Origin of the sequence: Duganella sp. sic0402 (assembly GCF_019219065.1) — a bacterium.
Classification (GTDB): domain Bacteria; phylum Pseudomonadota; class Gammaproteobacteria; order Burkholderiales; family Burkholderiaceae_D; genus Rugamonas.
Map to the genome: position 1 here is coordinate 318,014 of NZ_JAHUWK010000003.1, position 17,725 is coordinate 335,738.

General features: G+C 61.4%; 11 protein-coding genes. 2 read left to right on the forward strand and 9 right to left on the reverse strand.

The features are described from left to right. The first annotated feature begins 53 nt into the window (after positions 1–53). Positions 54–833, forward strand: coding sequence for an alpha/beta fold hydrolase (locus KW842_RS10540; protein ID WP_218304036.1), 780 nt, complete (start codon positions 54–56; stop codon positions 831–833). Further along, a complete protein-coding gene (locus KW842_RS10545) occupies positions 830–1,660 on the forward strand; it encodes a S9 family peptidase (RefSeq protein WP_218304037.1) in 831 nt (276 codons plus the stop codon). Before KW842_RS10540 ends, KW842_RS10545 begins: the two co-directional genes overlap by 4 nt. A gap of 285 nt (positions 1,661–1,945) precedes the next feature. Here KW842_RS10545 and KW842_RS10550 read toward each other — a convergent pair whose 3' ends face one another. The 9 genes from KW842_RS10550 to KW842_RS10590 form a co-directional block, all read right to left on the reverse strand. After that, on the reverse strand, positions 1,946–4,267 hold the full coding sequence (locus KW842_RS10550; protein WP_218304038.1) for a glycoside hydrolase N-terminal domain-containing protein: 2,322 nt from the start codon (positions 4,265–4,267) through the stop codon (positions 1,946–1,948). Then, positions 4,264–5,811: a beta-xylosidase gene (locus tag KW842_RS10555; RefSeq protein ID WP_218304039.1), complete on the reverse strand. Its 1,548-nt coding sequence runs from the start codon at positions 5,809–5,811 to the stop codon at positions 4,264–4,266. The genes KW842_RS10550 and KW842_RS10555 overlap by 4 nt, the downstream gene beginning before the upstream one ends. Before the next feature lies 1 nt (position 5,812). After that, positions 5,813–8,686, reverse strand: coding sequence for a TIM-barrel domain-containing protein (locus KW842_RS10560; protein ID WP_218304040.1), 2,874 nt, complete (start codon positions 8,684–8,686; stop codon positions 5,813–5,815). Positions 8,687–8,700: 14 nt separating this feature from the next. Next, positions 8,701–10,347, reverse strand: a complete 1,647-nt coding sequence (locus tag KW842_RS10565) for a DUF5597 domain-containing protein (RefSeq protein WP_218304041.1) — start codon at positions 10,345–10,347, stop codon at positions 8,701–8,703. A gap of 22 nt (positions 10,348–10,369) precedes the next feature. Then, entirely contained in the window at positions 10,370–13,351 is a 2,982-nt protein-coding gene (locus tag KW842_RS10570) for a TonB-dependent receptor (RefSeq protein WP_218304042.1), read from the reverse strand. A 319-nt stretch (positions 13,352–13,670) separates the two neighbouring features. Next, positions 13,671–14,639, reverse strand: a complete 969-nt coding sequence (gene xylF / locus KW842_RS10575; protein WP_373925173.1) for a D-xylose ABC transporter substrate-binding protein — start codon at positions 14,637–14,639, stop codon at positions 13,671–13,673. 90 nt (positions 14,640–14,729) lie between these two features. After that, a complete protein-coding gene (locus KW842_RS10580; protein WP_218304044.1) occupies positions 14,730–15,944 on the reverse strand; it encodes a DNA-binding transcriptional regulator in 1,215 nt (404 codons plus the stop codon). Positions 15,945–16,087: 143 nt separating this feature from the next. Next, positions 16,088–16,303 carry a hypothetical protein gene (locus KW842_RS10585; protein WP_218304045.1) on the reverse strand — a complete coding sequence of 72 codons (216 nt, stop codon included), beginning with the start codon at positions 16,301–16,303 and terminating at the stop codon, positions 16,088–16,090. Between the two features lie 14 nt (positions 16,304–16,317). Beyond that, positions 16,318–17,601: a GDSL-type esterase/lipase family protein gene (locus KW842_RS10590; protein WP_218304046.1), complete on the reverse strand. Its 1,284-nt coding sequence runs from the start codon at positions 17,599–17,601 to the stop codon at positions 16,318–16,320. Positions 17,602–17,725: the final 124 nt, after the last annotated feature.

Genomic DNA, 17,725 nt, shown 5'->3' on the forward strand with positions numbered 1-17,725 from the left:
GGCGGCGCAAACCGGTATAATCTGCGCTTCGCTTTTTTCATGATTCGCTGACAATGAAACCTGCCGTCGTCCTGCTGCATAGCTCCATGAGTTCCAAGTCCCAGTGGTCGTCCCTGAAGTCACAATTGGACAACGCCTACCGGTGCATTCCCGTTGACCTGCAAGGCTACGGCGCATCGCCATTTCCGGCCGACGCCGGCGAGGACTACGTCCACACCCTGGCACACGAGGTGGATGCGGTGGTGGCGGCCGTTGCCTCCGAGCTGGAGCCGGGCGAAGCATTTCACCTGATCGGCCATTCCTTCGGCGGCGCGTGCGCGCTGCACATGGCGCGCCGCATGCCGCACCGCGTGCTGTCACTCACGCTGTTCGAGCCGGTGGCCTTTCACCTGCTGCCGGAACAGCATCCTGCCAAGGCCGAAATCGTCAGCGTGGTCGCCGGCATCAACGCCTGCGCCAGCGACCGCGACGCCACCCGTATCTTTATCGATTACTGGAACCGCGCCGGCGCCTTTGATGCGGCGCCAGCCAGCGCGCAGGACAAGATGGTGTCGCAGATCGCCAAGGTGAAGCTGGACTTCCAGGCGCTGCTGGGCGAACAGGCAGGCCTGGACGACCTGTCCATGCTGACCATGCCGTCGCTGGTGATGGCGGGCGAACGCAGCCCGGCCTCCACGCGTCTGCTGGTGGAACAGTTGGGCGCCGCCCTGCCCAACGCCACTGCGCGCAAGCTGCCAACCGCACACATGGGACCAATCACGCATGGCGACGTGGTCAATCCTGTAATCGCCCATTTCCTGAGCGGCGCGGAAGTAGCCGCCGAACAGCAATGAAGCGCGCACTGGCCGCCATGGCGATCAGCGCCGCTACCTTGCTGGCGCAGGCCGGTGAACAGAATGTCACCATCGCGCCGGACGTCCATGGCGCATGGGTCACGCCCGACGGCGCATGGGATGGCCGCACGGTGCTGTTCCTGCACGGCTTTGCCGACGATATGAACGGCGCCGGCGATTTGAGCAAGCGCATGTCGGCGCGCCTGGCGCAGATGGGCGTCGCCTCGCTGCGCGTCAACTTCCGTGGCGAAGGTGACCGCAAGCGCAGCAATATCGAATCCACGCTGGACACCCGCATTGCGGATACCGAGGCTGCATATGCCTTCCTGCAGAAGCAGCCAGGCGTGCAGCCAGCGCGCGGCGCGGTCCTGGGCTGGAGCCTGGGCGCCACCACCGCCATCGTCACCAGCGCGCGCCATCCACAGTGGTTCCGCAGCATGGTGCTGTGGTCCGCGCCGAGCGGCGATCAATGGCGGCAGATGACGGCGTCGCCGGTGGCGCAGAAAGCGCTGCGCGACGGCGTGGCAACGGATGTGGTGCCGGGCTGGAAAAGCATCACCACCAAGCGCGCTTTCTACGAAAGCTTCCGTGGTGTGGACCTGGACCAGTCGCTGAGCAACTATCCGGGCGCCTTCCTGACCATACGCGGTAGCGGCGACTTTCTGCCGCAGCGCGATGCACAGATGCTGAAGCTCGCGCCAGGCAAGCCAGCGGAAGCCGCCCTGATCGGCGGCGCAGACCATATCTTCAACGTCTTCGCACCGGACGGCGGCGCAGCCCAGCGCGTGATGGACCTCACCGCCGACTGGCTGGCGCGCACGCTCTGACTTACAGGCTATCGGGGCATTCCCCCCTATCCTTGGTAGCCTGTATTTCCTTCTTCGTTTCGAGCAGCGCTGACCGCTGTTCGCTCAAGGTCTGTATCATGTTTTCGATATCCAGCAAGCGCGCGTCGAGGTTCTTGAGCGGCGACGTTTGCGCACCTTGGGCTCCGGCGGCCAAGGTGGCGGTAGACTCAATCCCTTGTTTACCCTGATCGTAGATCAGTTGCGCCTCAAGCTACTCACGCGACGCTACCGCCAATGGCGTTTGCAGGCCTAGCTAACAGCCGCCTACAAGGAAGCGCCCAGCCGCTTGCTCTGCCCTGGCCGGAGATTCAGCGGCGCGACTTTGTCGCCGTAGCGCACCTTGCCTGCGCCCTCGCCCGCCGTGCGGCGGATGATGGCGGAAGTCAGCTTGCCTTTGGCCCAGGCCAGGTCGACTTGGTAGCCGCCGCGTGCGCGCAAGCCTGTTACCGAGCCGTCCGGCCAGGCGGACGGCAAGGCCGGCAGCAGGTGGATTTCGCCGGTCTGCGATTGCAGCAGCATTTCGCAGATGGCGGCGGTGGCGCCAAAGTTGCCATCGATCTGGAACGGTGGATGGGCGTCAAACATATTCGGATAAGTGCCGCCAGCGTTGTTGGACTCGGTGCCCTGGCTGCTTTGCTGCGCCGCGCGCGCGCCCGGTTTGGCCAACTGGCCGCGCAACATTTTGTGTGCGTGGTCGCCGTCCAGCAGCCGCGCCCAGTAGGCGGTCTTCCATGCCATCGACCAGCCAGTGCCGGCATCGCCACGCGCTTCCAGCGACTTGCGCGCCGCGGCGGCCAACGCCGGTGTTTGCGTCGGTGATATCTGGCGGCCGGGGAACAGGCCAAACAAATGCGATACGTGGCGATGGGTATCGCCCGGCGTATCCAGCACCTTGTCACGCTTCTCTTCCATCCATTCTAGCAATTGTCCCCAGCTGCCGACGCCAGGTGCGGCCAGCCTGTCGCGCATGGCGGCAATGCGGTCGTGGTACTGCGTATCACCCAGTGCGGCGGCGGCTTCCACCGTGTTATTGAACAGGTCCCAGATGATTTCCTGGTCATAGCTGACGCCATCTTCAATCGGCCCGTGTTCGGGGGACCATCCCAGCGGTGCGACCAGACGTCCGTCAGGCAGTTCTTTCAGATAGTCTTCCCAGAACGCTACCGCTTCCTGCATCAGCGGATAAGCGGTATTGCGCAGGAAGGCCTTGTCCTGGGTGTAGGCATAATGTTCCCAGAAGTGCTGCATATACCAGGCATTGCCGGTCTTGTTCCAGACATAGCCCATGGCGCCGAATGGATTCGATTCGGTGCGCACGGTCCAGCCGCGCACCGGCTTGCCGGACTTGCTGACAAAGGTTTCTTCGCGCTGTACGGCTTCGCCGCTCAGGTCCGGTTGCGACATCCGCACCGACGCCGGATCGGCGATGGCTGCGGCGGCAGTGTCGGCAATCAGCTTGCGGTAGACCGGCGCCACACCGCGCACAAAATCGAGGAACGGCAAGTGATGTTCGGACAGATTGGCCGGTTCGGCAGGCCAGTAATTCATCTGGATATTGATGTTGGTGTGGTAGTCCGAATTCCATGGCGGCGTAAGGCTGTTGTTCCACAGGCCTTGCAGGTTGGCGGGCAGCGATCCGCGCGAACTGGAGATCAGCAGATAGCGGCCGAACTGAAAAAACTGCGCTTCCAGTTCAGGATCGCTGCCCTCGGCGGTGTAGGCCGCGATACGCTGGTCGGTCGCCAGCGCGCGGCGTGCCGCAGAGGCGGCGCCAAAGTCCACGCTGACGCGGCCGAACTGCGCCGCGTAGTCGCGCTGATGCGCCGCCAGCAGCGCAGACCATAGCCTGGAAGGGACGGTGGACGTTGCAGCGGCGGCCACCTGTGCAGTGACGCGCGGCAGCGGCGGCTCGCCCTGGAAGCGGCGGGCAGCATCGTTGACGTAGCTGGTGCCTGCTCCCAGGATCAGCGTAATCGCATCGCTGCCGGTGAAGGTGATCTTGCCGCCCGCCACCGCCAGCTTGCCGCCTTCGTTCAGCACCTGCACCTGGCTGGCGTACTGCATCGCATTCGGCAACATGCCGCTGGCAGTGATGCGATTGCCCTGCGTGCTGAGCTGCGCATTGTGCATGTCGGTCAGCTCGATGGAGCCGCTGTACTGCCCGCGCTTGCTGGCCGTCAGCCTGACTGCAATCACCTGCGCCGGATAGCTGGCCAGCGCTTCGCGCTTGAACTGTACACCGTTGTGCGTGTAGCTCACCTTGTGCACGCTGCGGCCGATATCCAGCTGCCGCGCATAGGCGGTCGTGCCCTGGTCGTGGCCCGGCAGGTTGATGTAGACATCGCCAAATGGCTGATACGCCCCCATCGCCTTGTCATCGCCAGTCCACAGCGTGATGTCGTTGAACTGCAAGCGCTCGCGCGCCAGCTGCCCGAAGATCATCGCGCCGATACGGCCATTACCGATAGGGAGCGCTTCCTTTTCCCAGCCTGCCGCCGTATCCGGCGCAGGCTGCGCATAACGCAAGGTCAGATCTGGCGCGGCGGCCGCGCTGGCGGCCACCAGGACCAAGGCAAGCAGTTTCATTGCGGGTTAATTTTGATCAGCACCACGTCATTGACACGCATCTTCACCTTCACGCTGGCGACGCCGGAAGCCGGCACCTTGACCGTGCTGGTCTGCGGACGATCCGTCGTCAGCGCCTGCAAACGCTCCAGCTGGCGCGGCGTCAACGTCTTCGGCGAACCCAGTTTCAGATAGCCGGTGTGGGCATCATTCGCCTCAAATCCGGTGCGGTACACGCTGACCGAATACGCGCCGGGCTTCAGCCCTTTCAGGTCCACGCTCAATGGCGCGCCATCGCGCGTAGGCTGCACGGTGGTGAAGAAACCGCGGTTGCTGCGGCCCTGCTTCGGCGTCTGGAAGTCCCACGCCAGCACCTGCACGCCGCGTCCATCCTTGGCCGCGTAGCTCTGCGCGTCGGCGGTCTTGATGGCGGTGTCGCCCAACTGGTTCAGGTATTTGTAGGCGAACCAGGCCGGCTTGCGCACGCCCTGTGGATTCATCAAACCAAAGCCGCCTTCAAACGGCGCGGTCGGCGGGCCCGGCTCCTCAAACAGGTCGCTATAGGTCCAATAGCTCATGCCCTGCAACAGTCCCTCGGTCGCTTTCAGCTTGCTGAGGATGTACGGCGCGCTGATGTAGGAATCGTGCACCGGATCGCGCGGCGTATAGCTGGTGCTCCACTCGGTGAAGTACAGCGGCATATCCGGATGGCCGGCGGCCACCATCTCCTTGCGCACCTTGCGTACATCGCCAACGATGGCGTCCGGTGATGGCGACAGCTTGGTATCCTCCTTGCCATTCTCGTCGAGGAAGCCGCCATCCACGCCATAGGTATGCGTGGTGACGAAGTCCACCACCGAGCCGGATTGCTTGGCATGCGCCAGGAACTCCGGCACCCACGCCGCTCCCGCAGTCGACGGGCCGCCCACGCGCAGCGCCGGATCAATCGCCTTGATAGTGCGCGAAGTGATATCGAACAGCTCGAAGTACACCTTCTGATCCGCCTTCTCCCAGAAGCCCTCCAGATTAGGCTCGTTCCACACTTCAAAGAACCAGCTGCGCACTTCTTCCTTGCCGTAGCGCTCCTGCAAGTGGCGCACAAACGCATCCACCAGGCCGGCCCACTTCTTCGGATCGGGATGCGAGGTATTACCCTTCCAGTAGAAGATGCTCAGATCCGAGCTGCGCATCGCCAGCGGCGTAAAGCCCAGTTCGATAAACGGCTTGACGCCCATCTTCAGCAGGCGGTCGTACAGGTAGTCGATCTTGGTCCAGTCGTACACCGGCTTGCCATCCACTTCCTTGTACGTGCCCAGCACGTCGTGGAAGATGGCGTGGAAGCGGATGTAGCGGAAACCCAGTTCATCCCTGGCGATCTTGAGCTGCGCCAGGCTGTCGTCGCGGATCAGCGTGCCCGGATAATCCGAGCCCACAGACAGGTCGGCGAAGCGGTCGCGTGGCGTGCCGGCGGAACCGGCATCGACAGCAATACGGCGCTCCATCGCCGGCGCGGCGACGGCGGATGCGCTCAAGACAAACCATACAGCTGCGGTCAGAGTTTTCATATCAACGGTTCACGGTAACAGCTTTGCCTTCGTAGCTGACAAGCTTGTCGGACACATCGAAATTATCGGTGCTGGAAACGCCAGGTTTGATGAAACGGACCTTGAACTGGCGCTTGGCCACCATGCCCTTGTACTGGCCAGCACGGTCGCCAATGGTGACCACGCCGGTCTTGTCATTGTAGCGCAACGGAATGCGGCTGGCCTCACCGCGCAGATAAGCATTGCTGACGCCATCGTCTTCGTACAGGGTGAAGCTTCCGTCAGCGCCGGTGTAGACGTACAGCGTGAGCGGCGCGTCGGGCTTCTCGTCCACGTATTGCGTCACCGGACCAAGCGGCAGGATGGCGCCGGCTTTCACCAGCACCGGCATGCGCGTTTCCGGCGCCTTGATGGTGGCAGTGCTGCCGCCCTTGTGCAGCTCGCCGGTGTAGAAGTCATACCAGTTGGCGCCCTTCGGCATGTACACGCTGCGCTCGCGCGCGCCGTACACATACACCGGCGCCACCAGCATGCTGCGGCCGAACAGGTATTGGTCGTTGATGTTCTTCACTGCGTCGTCCTGTGGGAAGTCCATCACCAGGCCGCGCATGATGGAGCCGGAATCGTAATGCGTCTCGGCGGCGGCCGAGTAAATATACGGCATCAGGCGGTAGCGCAGCTGGTCGTACCAGACCATCGATTCGCGCATCGGCGAACCAGCCGGCGAAATCTCGTGGATCTCGCGCTTCACCACTTCGCCGTGGGAACGGAATAGCGGCGAGAATGCGCCAAACTGGAACCAGCGCAGATTCAGCTCGCGCCATTCCTTGATATCTTCCGGGTTGCCCTGCTTGGCGCCGGTGCTGCGATTCTCTTGCGCCGAACCGACTTCGCCAACCTGGAAGCGCGTCTCCTGCGCATAGCCGCCGATATCGTGCGTCCAGTTCGGAATGCCGGACATCGACATGCTGACACCCGCCGAAATCTGGTCGAACAGATTGTTCCAGCGGCTGGCCGTATCGCCGCTCCACAACGCGGTGCCGTTGCGCTGGATGCCGGCGAAACCGGAGCGCGACAGAATGAACTGGCGCTTGTCAGGCTGGTCCGCCTTCAGGTGATTGTAGAAGCCTTCGGTATGCACCAGGCTATACGGATTGAAGGTGATCTCGCCGCCGCCATACACGGTCGGGCCGATCAGCTTTTTGAAATCCGCCGGACGGGTGTTCGACAGCACATCAGGCTCGGTGTTATCCATCCACCAGGCGTCGAAGCCCAGGTCCACCAGCTTGCTCTTCATCTGGCGGTAGTAGATGTCACGCGCTTCCTTGGTGTACGGGTCATAGTGGCTGTTCTTGTAGCCGGGGCCTACCCAATCCAGGTCGCCGTTCTCGACGTTCTTGGTCCACATATGGCCCTTGGCCGCCAGCTCCTTGTAGTTGTCGGTATTGGAGTAGAACTTGCCCCAGATCGAAATCATGATGCGCGCATTGGCCTTGTGGACTTCGTCCACCATCGCTTTCGCATTCGGGAAGCGCGACTTGTCGAAGTCGTGCGAACCCCAGCCGTTCTCCGGCCAGTAGAACCAGTCCTGCACGATGTTATCGACCGGCCAGCCCTGCTTGCGGTATTCGCGCAGCACGCCCAGCAACTGCTCCTGGGTTTCGTAGCGCTGGCGCGACTGCCAGAAACCATAGGCCCACTTCGGCATCATCGGCGCCTGGCCGGTCAGGTGGCGGTAGCCGGCGATGACGTTGTCAATGCTCTCGCCGCTGACCACATAGTAGTTGATGCCTTGCGCGACTTCCGACGAGAAGGTCAGCGAATGGCGCTCGTCCTGCGGCAGCGGATCGTTGTGGGTGATCGCCACCATGCCACCGCTCGGCTTCCACTCCAGGTGCAGCTTGACCGGCTTGTTGGCCTCGAACTTCACTTCAAAGTTGTGATACCACGGGTTCCAGCCCTGGCGCCACACGTCCATCACTTCCTTGCCATCGACAGTCAGCTTGGCGTAGTCCGACGAGTACAGCTGCATCTTGTGCACGCCCGGCTTGGCCGAGGCCATCGTGCCTTCCCATACCACCTTCAGGTTGGCGGCTTTCGGGTCGCCGGCTTGCTTCGGCCAGTTCTCGGCCACGTCTTTCAGGTATTGGTAGGCGATGTCTTTTTCCTGGCGCGTGAACACCAGCTTGTCGCCCACGTAGTAGCGCGCGGTCAGGCCGCCGGCCTTGCCTTCGGCGTCGGTCAGCTTCAGGTCGCGGCTCAGCCACGCATACGGCTTGCTGTCGCCGAAGCGCGAGATCGCATTGTTATCCCACAGCACGCCGTAGTTTTTATCGGAGACCACGAACGGCACGGCAATCGCCATATTGTGCTGCATCAGCAGCACGTCTTCGCCGTTCAGATTCATCTGGTGATTCTGATGCTGGCCCAGGCCGTAGAAGGCGTCCTTGGTGCCGTAGTTGAAGCCCTGCTTCACCGCCAGGAAGGGCTTGCCGTCGATATCGACCGGCGCCATGCTCTCCGCCTGCTGCGTCAGAAAGGCTTTGCCGGCGGCGTTGAAGAACTGCACCTGGCCAGTCGCCAGCGACACCGCCACCGAAATCTTCTTCGCCTTCAGCGTGACTTTGTCCTTGCCTGCTGCGGTGACGCTGAAGTTACCGCTAACAGGTGCGGCCACGGTCATCAGCGACGGCGTCAGCGATTTGCCCGCCTGGTCCAGCTTGACCACATGGATGATGTTATCGGCCATGACCTCCAGCCGCACTTCCCTGGCGGCGCCGCTGTCAGGCTTGACCACCACGCCGGTGGCGGTCTTTTCAAACGTGCCGGCCACTGCCTGGCCGGCTGCGATCACGGCCAGGCACGAGGCCGCGTGAGCGAGGGTCTTGATGCGCATATTGTCTCCGTATTTTAGTAAGTGCCAACCTTCACCTTCAACACCACCGGATTGCCGGTCAGGTTGAGGCCATAATCCGTCTGATCGCCATTCCAGTTGCGTTCCATGATCCACTTGCCGGAGGCGTCGTAGCGCCCCTCTTCCACGCGTGCCCACATGGTTGGCTTGCCTTCGGCATGGTCGATCTTCACGCGCGCGCGCTGGCCGATGATGATGAATTCATTATCGCTGATTTGCGCAATCGATACGCCGCCGTTGGGAATCTCGGTCCCTGCCGGTACGTCCTTGACGTGCTTGAAGTATTCACGCTCGCCGAACTGCCACTCGCGGAACGAGATGGTGGCCTTCCAGCCTTTCAGGTCCACGGTTTGCGGCTGGCGGTCGTCGCCCTCGGCCACGCCATAGGTACGGCCTTCAAACGCCCACTTGGCCCACTGCCGCTCCATCGGGCGGAAGGCGGCGTAGATTTTGCCAAACGGCTCCACCATGGTCTTGTCGATGGCCTTGTGACCCAGCGGGTAATTGCTGTAGTCGGCGTAGTCGATGCCGAATGGCGAGAAGCCGATGGCGCCGCGTCCCAGCACCAGGTAGGTGTAGCGCACGTACTCGGCGGCGTTGCTCATCTCCGGCACCATCAGCGGATTGTCCTTGCGCTGGAAGTGGTTCAGCGAGGCGGTGAACTTCTTCGAGTCTGGGCCATAAATGTCCGGGCCGGCGAAGTCGATATGCGGCGCGGCGGCGCGGTAGATATCGATCACGTCATAGGTCGGGCCGCCGCTGGCGAAGTTTTCCTTCCACGGCTTGACCGGGTCTTCGGTCGAATCGCGCTGCGAGTTGTTCACGAACATCGGCAGGTTGTAGACGGCGCGGCCGGCCTTGGCGATTTCCTCGATATAGCTGGCGATGGAATAGGCGTGGAAGTATTCGTCGGCGTAGTCGCCATACACCTGTTTCCAGGTGCCGGTTTTGGCCAGCGGGACCGGGGATTTTTTATAGTCCAGCACCGCCTGCGGCACCGGCTGGTTGAACAGCGCTTCCGCCTTCGGCGCGAAATCGCGTGCAAAGCCGTAGGTGCCCACTTCGTTCTCGACCTGCACCATGATCACGGTGCGCTGCGCTTCGTCGATTTTTTTAATGTGGGTCATCAGCGCCACGAAAGCCTTCTTGTCGGCTTTCAGCGTCTCTTCGCCTTGCGGCGACAGGCAGTAAGTGATCTTCCCGTTCCTGTCCAGCATGCGCGGGAAGCGCGCGTTGTTGAACTTGACCCATTCCGGCGTGTAGCTAGGACCGGTGTTTTTCCAGGTGCCGAACCACAGCAGCACCAGTTTGACTTTGTTCTTGCGGGCTTCCGCCACCAGCGTATCGACATAGCTGAAATCGAACTTGCCTTCCACCTGCTCGATCTGTTCCCAGGCGACCGGGATTTCGAGGGTGTTGGCGTTCATATCCTTGATGGCCGCGAACACTTTGTTCAGGGCCAGCGGATAGTTACTGGAATTCTGCGCCTGCCCGCCGAGCACGACGAAAGGCGCGCCGTCCACCATCAAGGCGAAACGGCCATCCTTCTTCACGATCTGCGGGATATCTGAGGCGGCCGCCGCGCCAGCTGCGGCCATCAAAAAACTGAGGGAAAGAACAAGCTGGCGGGCGGATTGCTTCATCTGTTTAAAGCCTTTCTTTAAGTTAGAAGTCGTAGCTCAGTTTTGCCACCACGCGGCGTCCGGTCTTGAACCATGCACGGCCCATCATACCGATATTTTGCTGCATCAACTGCTTATACGTTGCATCGGTCAGATTTTGTGCCTCCAGGCCCAGCTGCACCTTGTCGCTGAATTTGTAGAACACCGACGCGTCCAGCTGGCCGTACGCGTCCGACCAGGTAGGCAGCGCCCAGGCGACGTTGGTCTGGCCATAGGCCGGGCTGGCGGGATTGGTATCGGTCGCGTCGCCGCCATTGGTGCCGTTGACGTTCACCGCCTGCAGCGACTTCGAGCGCCAGTTGTACGCCAGGCGTGCCGACACCGGACCTTTATCGTACAGCAGCGCCAGATTGTACGACTGGCGCGACAGGCCTTCCAGCGGCAGGTTGCCGAAGGTGGTGCCGTCGGTGTCGCAGCCGTTCAGGTTCAGATTCAGGTTGGCCGCGCCACTGCCGCCGGTGCAGTACTTCGAATACACCGAGTTATACAGTTTGCGCTCGCTGTCCACGAAGGTGAAGTTGGCTTGCACGCCCAGGCCGGACAAGGCGCCAGGCAACTGGTCGAAGTACTGCTGGTAGGCTAGCTCGATGCCGCGCGCATGGCCGCGCGCACCGTTGATCGGGCCGGTGACCACGAAGTTCTGCATGCGGCCTGCGGTATCAGGCAACTGATAGTTGTACACCTGTTTGACCACCACATCCTTCAGGCGCTTGTTGAAGATGGCGGCGGTGAACGAGCCGGTTGGCGCGAAGTACCACTCCATCGTCAGGTCAAGCTGCTTGGAAGTGGTCGGACGCAACATCGGATTGCCTTCCGCCGTGCCGCTATGCGTCACGCTGTTGACCGTGGTGACGCCATTGATGGTGGTGGTATTGGCCGATTGCGACAGCGCGGTGTAGCCCTGCAACTGCGAGAAGTCCGGGCGCGACAGCGCCGATGCGGCGGCAAAACGGAACTGTAGCGTATCGCTGGCCTTCAGGCGCAGGTTCAGGCTAGGCAGGAAGTTGTGGTAACTGTTCTCGTAGTCCTGCGACTTGGAAAACGGCAGGATGGTCGGAATCGGCACGCCTTGCAGGTTGCCGGTTGGCGCAGTCGTATTGAACACGGTGTAGCCGAAGGCGGTCGCATCGGTTTTCACGTAGCGCAGGCCGACATTGCCGTCCACCGGATATTTCAGCGCATCCCAGCCGAAGCGCAACTGGCCGTACAGCGCCTTGGTCTTTTCCTGCTGACGGTTGGTGCCCAGCGGATCGGTGCCGAAGGTGGCCGGCGACCATGGCGCGCAAGTGGCGTCCGGCTTGCACAGCATCTCGTAATACTTGTGCAGCTGGGCGTAAGTGTCCGGGAAGCCCTGCGCCAGCGAGACGTTCGGGAACACCACCGACGGCACGGACACGCCGCCGTTGAAGAAGTTGTCGAAGCTGTGCAGGCTGACATTGCCGGCGAAGCGCGGATCGCCCAGATAAGCCAGGCCGGTAATCTCGCCCTGCCATGGCTGGGTGATAGCGGCCCAGTGGTAGCTCGGGTTGGAGTTGGTGGTAACGGCTTCGCGGTCGGTCAGGCGCACGCCGAAACGCACGTCGCGCAACACCGGATTATCGAAGTCGTATTTGACGTCGGTCTTCCATGCCTTCTCGTCGGCCTTGCTGCGGTCCAGGTGCTCCTGGGTGAAGGCCCAGTAGTAGTTGTTTGGATTTGCCAGATAGGCGCGGTCGGCATCGTCGAAGATAATCTTCGGCACGTTGCCAGTCAGGTCCAGCTTCTCCTTCGGCATCTGGATGCCGGTGGCGACGGTGGAGTCCAGGTTGCCGGTCTTGGCCTTGATGTATTGCAGGTCGGTGGTAACCGTCCAGTTGTCACGGCGCCAGCGCAGATTCCAGGACACGTCGGTGGTGTCGGACTTGCGATTGGAGGTGCGGGTGTCATCGCCGAAGTTGATGCCGGCGCCGGTGACATCGGTCAGCGTACCAGTCAGCAGCTGGCCGTTGGAGCCAAAGGTGGCGTCCGGCGACACGCGGATATTGTAGGGGTTGGACTGGGCGAAGATCGCCTGCTCGTCCCACTGCATCTCGTACTTCGATTTGAAGTAAGTCAGGCTGCTGGACCACTCGTCCTTCTTCCATTGCAGCGCGCCGTATGCGCCTTCGCGCTTGCGGTTGAATTCCAGCGTACGCCATTGTGCGCCCTTCGGCACGAACACGCGCTTGCCGCTGGCGTCAGTCAGCGGGTAGTAAGGCTCGACCTGGAAGGCGTCGGTGCGGGTGCCGCTTTCCGAGTAAGCCAGGTCCAGCAAGGCGCCGATTTCACCGACCGGGGTTTTCCAGCGGTTCGACACCAGGCCTGAGGCCGATGGCGAAGTCTTGCCGCGCTTGAGTTCCGACCAGGTGCGGTCGGCCGATACCGAGGCCTTGAAACCCTTGTAATCGAAAGGCATGGCGGTGCGCAGGTTGACCAGGCCGCCGACGGCGCCTTCGATCTGTTCTGCCGATGGGTTCTTGTAGATGTCGACGCCAGCCACCAGCTCCGGTGGCACGTCTTCAAAGTTCAGCGAGCGGCCGCCGTTGGCAGAGAACGAATCGCGGCCGTTCAGCTCCGAGCGCACATAGCTCAAGCCACGGATCGATACGCTTGAGCCTTCCACCGAGAAGTGTTCCGGATCGCCCTTGGACATGGTGCGGTCGATGGTGACGCCGACCACGCGTTGCAGCACCTCGGTCACCGAACGGTCGGGCAGCTTGCCCATGTCTTCGGCGACGATGGAGTCAACAATTTCGTCGGAGTTCTGTTTGATCTTCTGCGCCGATTGCAGCGCCGCGCGCTGGCCGGTCACGATCACGGCCACCGGTTCACCGGCCGGGGCGTCACTGGTTTTCGGGGCTTCCGTCTGGGCCACGGCTGCGCCACTCAGCATCATCGTCATCTGGGCCAGGCCCAGCGCGATGGCTGTCTTTTTCAAATGCTTCATTTACGCTCTCCAAAGTTATACGAATCTGTCACGGCTCTTCGGCCATTTTTTTGGTATTTCTCGTCATCTGTGGGGGTAGTACGGGAACGCGGGATGAGTTATCCCTCAGGCGCTGCTTAGCGCGGAATCCTGGTCGTCATTGATATCGTCTCGCTCGTCGTGTATTTTTTTTCGCTGCTGTCAGATGGCGGGAGCTACTGCGCGCGAATTTGAATCATTGTGCGTTTTGCCGACGAGGGCCGCAATTGCGAAATTCACCAATCACACGAATGATTATGTGCAAGTGGGAGCCCGCAGGACGCGGGCTCCGCGAAGCTGCTTATTTGCCGGCCAGTTGCGCCTGCGTGTAGAAGCCATCTTTGATTACCAGGTCCACATTGGCCTTGGTCAGTGCGATTGGTTTCAAGAATACCGAATCGACTTCCTTGAAGCCGTTGTTGTACTTGGCGTTGAAGGCCGGCTTCTGGTTGCGCACCAGCTGCACCGACAGCTTGGCCGCTTCCGACGCAATCAGCTTCAGCGGCTTGTACACCGTCAGCGTTTGCGTGCCGGCGATCACGCGCTTGACTGCCGCCAGATCGGAGTCCTGGCCCGACACCGCCACTTTGCCATCCAGCTTCTGCGACGCCAGCGCCTGGATCGCGCCGCCAGCCGTGGCGTCGTTCGAGGCCACCACCGCGTCGATCTTGTTGCCATTGGCGGTCAGCGCATTTTCAACGATGGACATGGCCTCGGACGGGCTCCAGTCCTTGACCCACTGCTTGCCCACGACTTTGATATCGCCCTTGTCGATCAGCGGTTGCAGCACTTTCAGCTGGCCGTCGCGCAGCATCTTGGCGTTGCTGTCGGTCGGCGCACCGCCCAGCAGGTAGAAGTTACCCTTCGGCTTGGCCGCCAGCACGCCTTGCGCCTGCAACTGGCCAACCATATTGTTATCGAAGGAGATGTAGGCGTCGATGTCCGCGTTGAGGATCAGGCGGTCATACGAGATCACCTTGATCTTGGCCTTCTTCGCCTCGCGCACCGCATTGGTCAGCACGGTGGCGTTGTAAGGCACGATCACCAGCACGTCGACGCCGCGCGAAATCAGGTTTTCGATCTGCGCAATCTGGCGCTGCTCGCTGGCATCGGCCGACTGCACGAATACCTTGGCGCCTTGCGATTCGGCGGCCGCCACGAAGTAGTCGCGGTCGCGCGCCCAGCGTTCCAGGCGCAGGTCATCGATCGAGAAGCCGATCTTCGGATTCTTGGCGTCGGCCATGGCGTTGCCGCCGGCGAAAGCCATCATGACGGCGATGGCCGCCGTGCTCAGTAATTTTTTCATTGTCTTAAGTCTCCAGTTTATTATTGCGCAGCTATGTTACCTCACACGGCGCGACTAGGCCGCCAGCTCCGGTGCGGGCAGCGACGAACCGTCATCCACCATGCCCAGCATGGCGCGGTCCTGATAGGTGCGCGGCGTGCATCCCAGCTCGCGCTTGAATACCGCGTGCATATACTGCACCGAGGTGAAGCCGCAGCACAGCGCTACCTCCGCAATACTGCGTTCACCGCGCGCCAGCATCGAGGTCGCGGCGTCCAGCTTGAAGCGCAGGATCACATCATGCACGCTGCAATCCAGCTCCTGGCGGAAGTAGGATTCCAGCGACGAGCGCGAGATGCCGACATACTCGGCCACCTGGTGCGTCTTGATGCCCTGGCAGGCGTACTGGCGGATGAAGTGGCGCGCGCGCATCACATGCGGATGCTTGGGCGCTTCGTGCTGCGTGGACGCCAGCACATTGATGCCGACCGGCGGCACCAGCACCCGCGTGCCGCTCATGCGCACGCCATGCAGCATCTGGTCCAGCAGGTGCGCGGCGGTACGGCCCATCTCCTGCGCGCCCTGAATCACGGAGCTTAGCGGAATCCGCGTCAGCATGCGCGCCAGCGGATCGTTGTCGATGCCGATCAGCGCCACCTGCTCCGGCACGGCGATGCCGGCCATGATACAAGCCTGCATCAGCTGGCGCGCGCGCGCATCGGTGACGGCGATGATGCCGGCCGGTTTCGGCAGGCTATGCAGCCATTTGATCTGCTGGTCGACCGCCTCGTCCCACGACGGCGCGCTGGTGCCCAGGCCGCGATAGATGTGCGGCTCCATCTTGTCCCTCTCCATCAGCGTGCGGAACGCATGCTCGCGCTCCTGCGCCCAGCGGTTCTCCTGCGCTTCCGGCAGCGAGAACATGGCGAAGTGGCGCAGACCCGCTTCGATCAGGTGATCGCGGGCCATCTTGATCAGTTTGAAGTTGTCGGTGGCGACGTAAGGCACATCCTCGGGATACGCCGCCTGATTGTCATACGAGCCGCCCACCGCCACCACCGGAATGCGGCTGCGCGTCAGCGCGGCGGCCACCGCCGGATCGTCGAAATCGGCGATGATGCCGTCGCCCTGCCAGTGTTCGATGCCGGGCAGGCGCAGGCGGAAGTCCTCCTCCAGGAATAAATCCCAGGTCGCGCGCGTGGAACTCAGGTACGCGGCGATGCCCGCGATGACTTCGCGGTCAAAGATCTTGTTTGCGTTAAAGAGCAACGCAATCCGATGTGACTTCATCTGCATTTCGACTACTCCGATCCCAGACAAATGTGGCCGTCTTGATATTGTTACACGCTTGCCGGATCGCTCTGATATAACAAATTTCGCATTTTCCATAACGAAATTCACTAAATACTCCTAAGAAATTACGTTTTTTACACTTATTGATCAGCTGGCTTACCAAAAACAATGCCGCGCCCTGCGGTGCTCATGAAAACGTTGCCAAAGCTATTCATGTCGCCAACAACGAATTGCGCATCGTCCAAACCGCCGTCTTGATGTTGATTGTCGTTAATTCGCAACCATGTGGCGCCGCCATCGATGAACGGGCCAGGCCGGAGACGAAACCGCTGCCGCCGATCGGCAGATTGCCCCATCCATATTTCTGCGCTTACGGCAGCAGCTTGTTCAGCTCGGGCGCCATAGCCCTGGCCCAGATCTCATAGCCCTTTTCGTTCGGGTGCAGCAGGTCCGGCATGATGTCCCTGGACAGCGTGCCGTCCTTCTCAAGGAAAGCCTGGTTGATGTTGGCGAAGAAGATCTTCTGGTTGTCGGCAAAGCCGGCGATGATGGCGTTGACCTGCTCGTTAATCACGCGCAGTTTGTCATCCGGCTTTTCGCCGCGCGGGAAGATCGCCAGCAGCAGGATTTTGGTATTCGGCAAACGCTGGCGCAGCTCCGCGATATTGCGCTGGATGCCGGCCGCCGTGGTCTTCGGATCTTCCTGGCGATGGCCGGTGTTGTTGGTGCCGAACATCAGCACTGCGACTTTCGGATCGAGGCCATCGACAGCGCCATGCTGCAAGCGCCACAGCACGTTCTCGGTGCGGTCGCCGCCAAAGCCGAGGTCCAGCGCATTCAGCGGCTTGTAGACGCGATTCCACACCGCCAGGCCTTCCTTCTCCCAGTTGTGGGTGATGGAGTCGCCGATGAACACCACTTGCGCGCTCTTGCCCAACTGCTTGGCCTCGGCCAGCTTGTCCTCGTGGCGCTTGGTCCACCAGTTGACCGACCAGGATTCGTTCAGCTTGTCCGGCGTCACGGACACGGTTTTATAGTCCGGGCAGCTGGCGTTGGGCGTGCCCTTGAGTTGATACCTGACGTTGGCGATGGAGATTTTGCCAATGCCGCTGCCGTCCAGCGCAAACGGCTGGGTCACGGCGCTGAAATCATCGCCGTCGCGATAGAAGCAGCGCATCGAAAACACCAGATGCTTCCAGCCCTTGCCGGCGATCTCTCGGCCGGGGATCAGATAAGGCACGCTGCGTTCGCAGTTCTCGCCGCAGCGCACCTTGAACGTCATGCCGCCGTCAGACAACTCATGTACATTGACATCCAGCGCCAGCACGCCCTTGGCCAGATACGGACGCAGGTCTACCGGCTTGCCGCCGTCTACCCGCAGGCTGGCGTACCAGGCCTTGTTGAAGCTGAGCGTCAGCGCATCATGCTGCTTCGACTTGGTGGACTTGCTGACCGTGACCACGCTGTCCGGCACCTTGACCTGGCGCGAAATCTCGGCCGCATCGCCTTGCAGCGTCTTGTTGGTTTCAAAGTCGGACACCTGAATGTGCCAGGAATCCAACGGGCGGCTGGCGTACACATTCAGTTCATTCGGCGCGGCTGCGAAAGCGGATGAAGACAGCACGGCCAGGGTAGCGGCAAGGCGGATATTCATAGAATGTCTCGGATATTTTTATGCGCACCATTGTGCTGTCACCAGCCACGCCGGGCAATTACGAAATTCACCAATCGGCACAACAATATTGAACTTGTCAGCGCGACTGGCGGTCTAAACCATC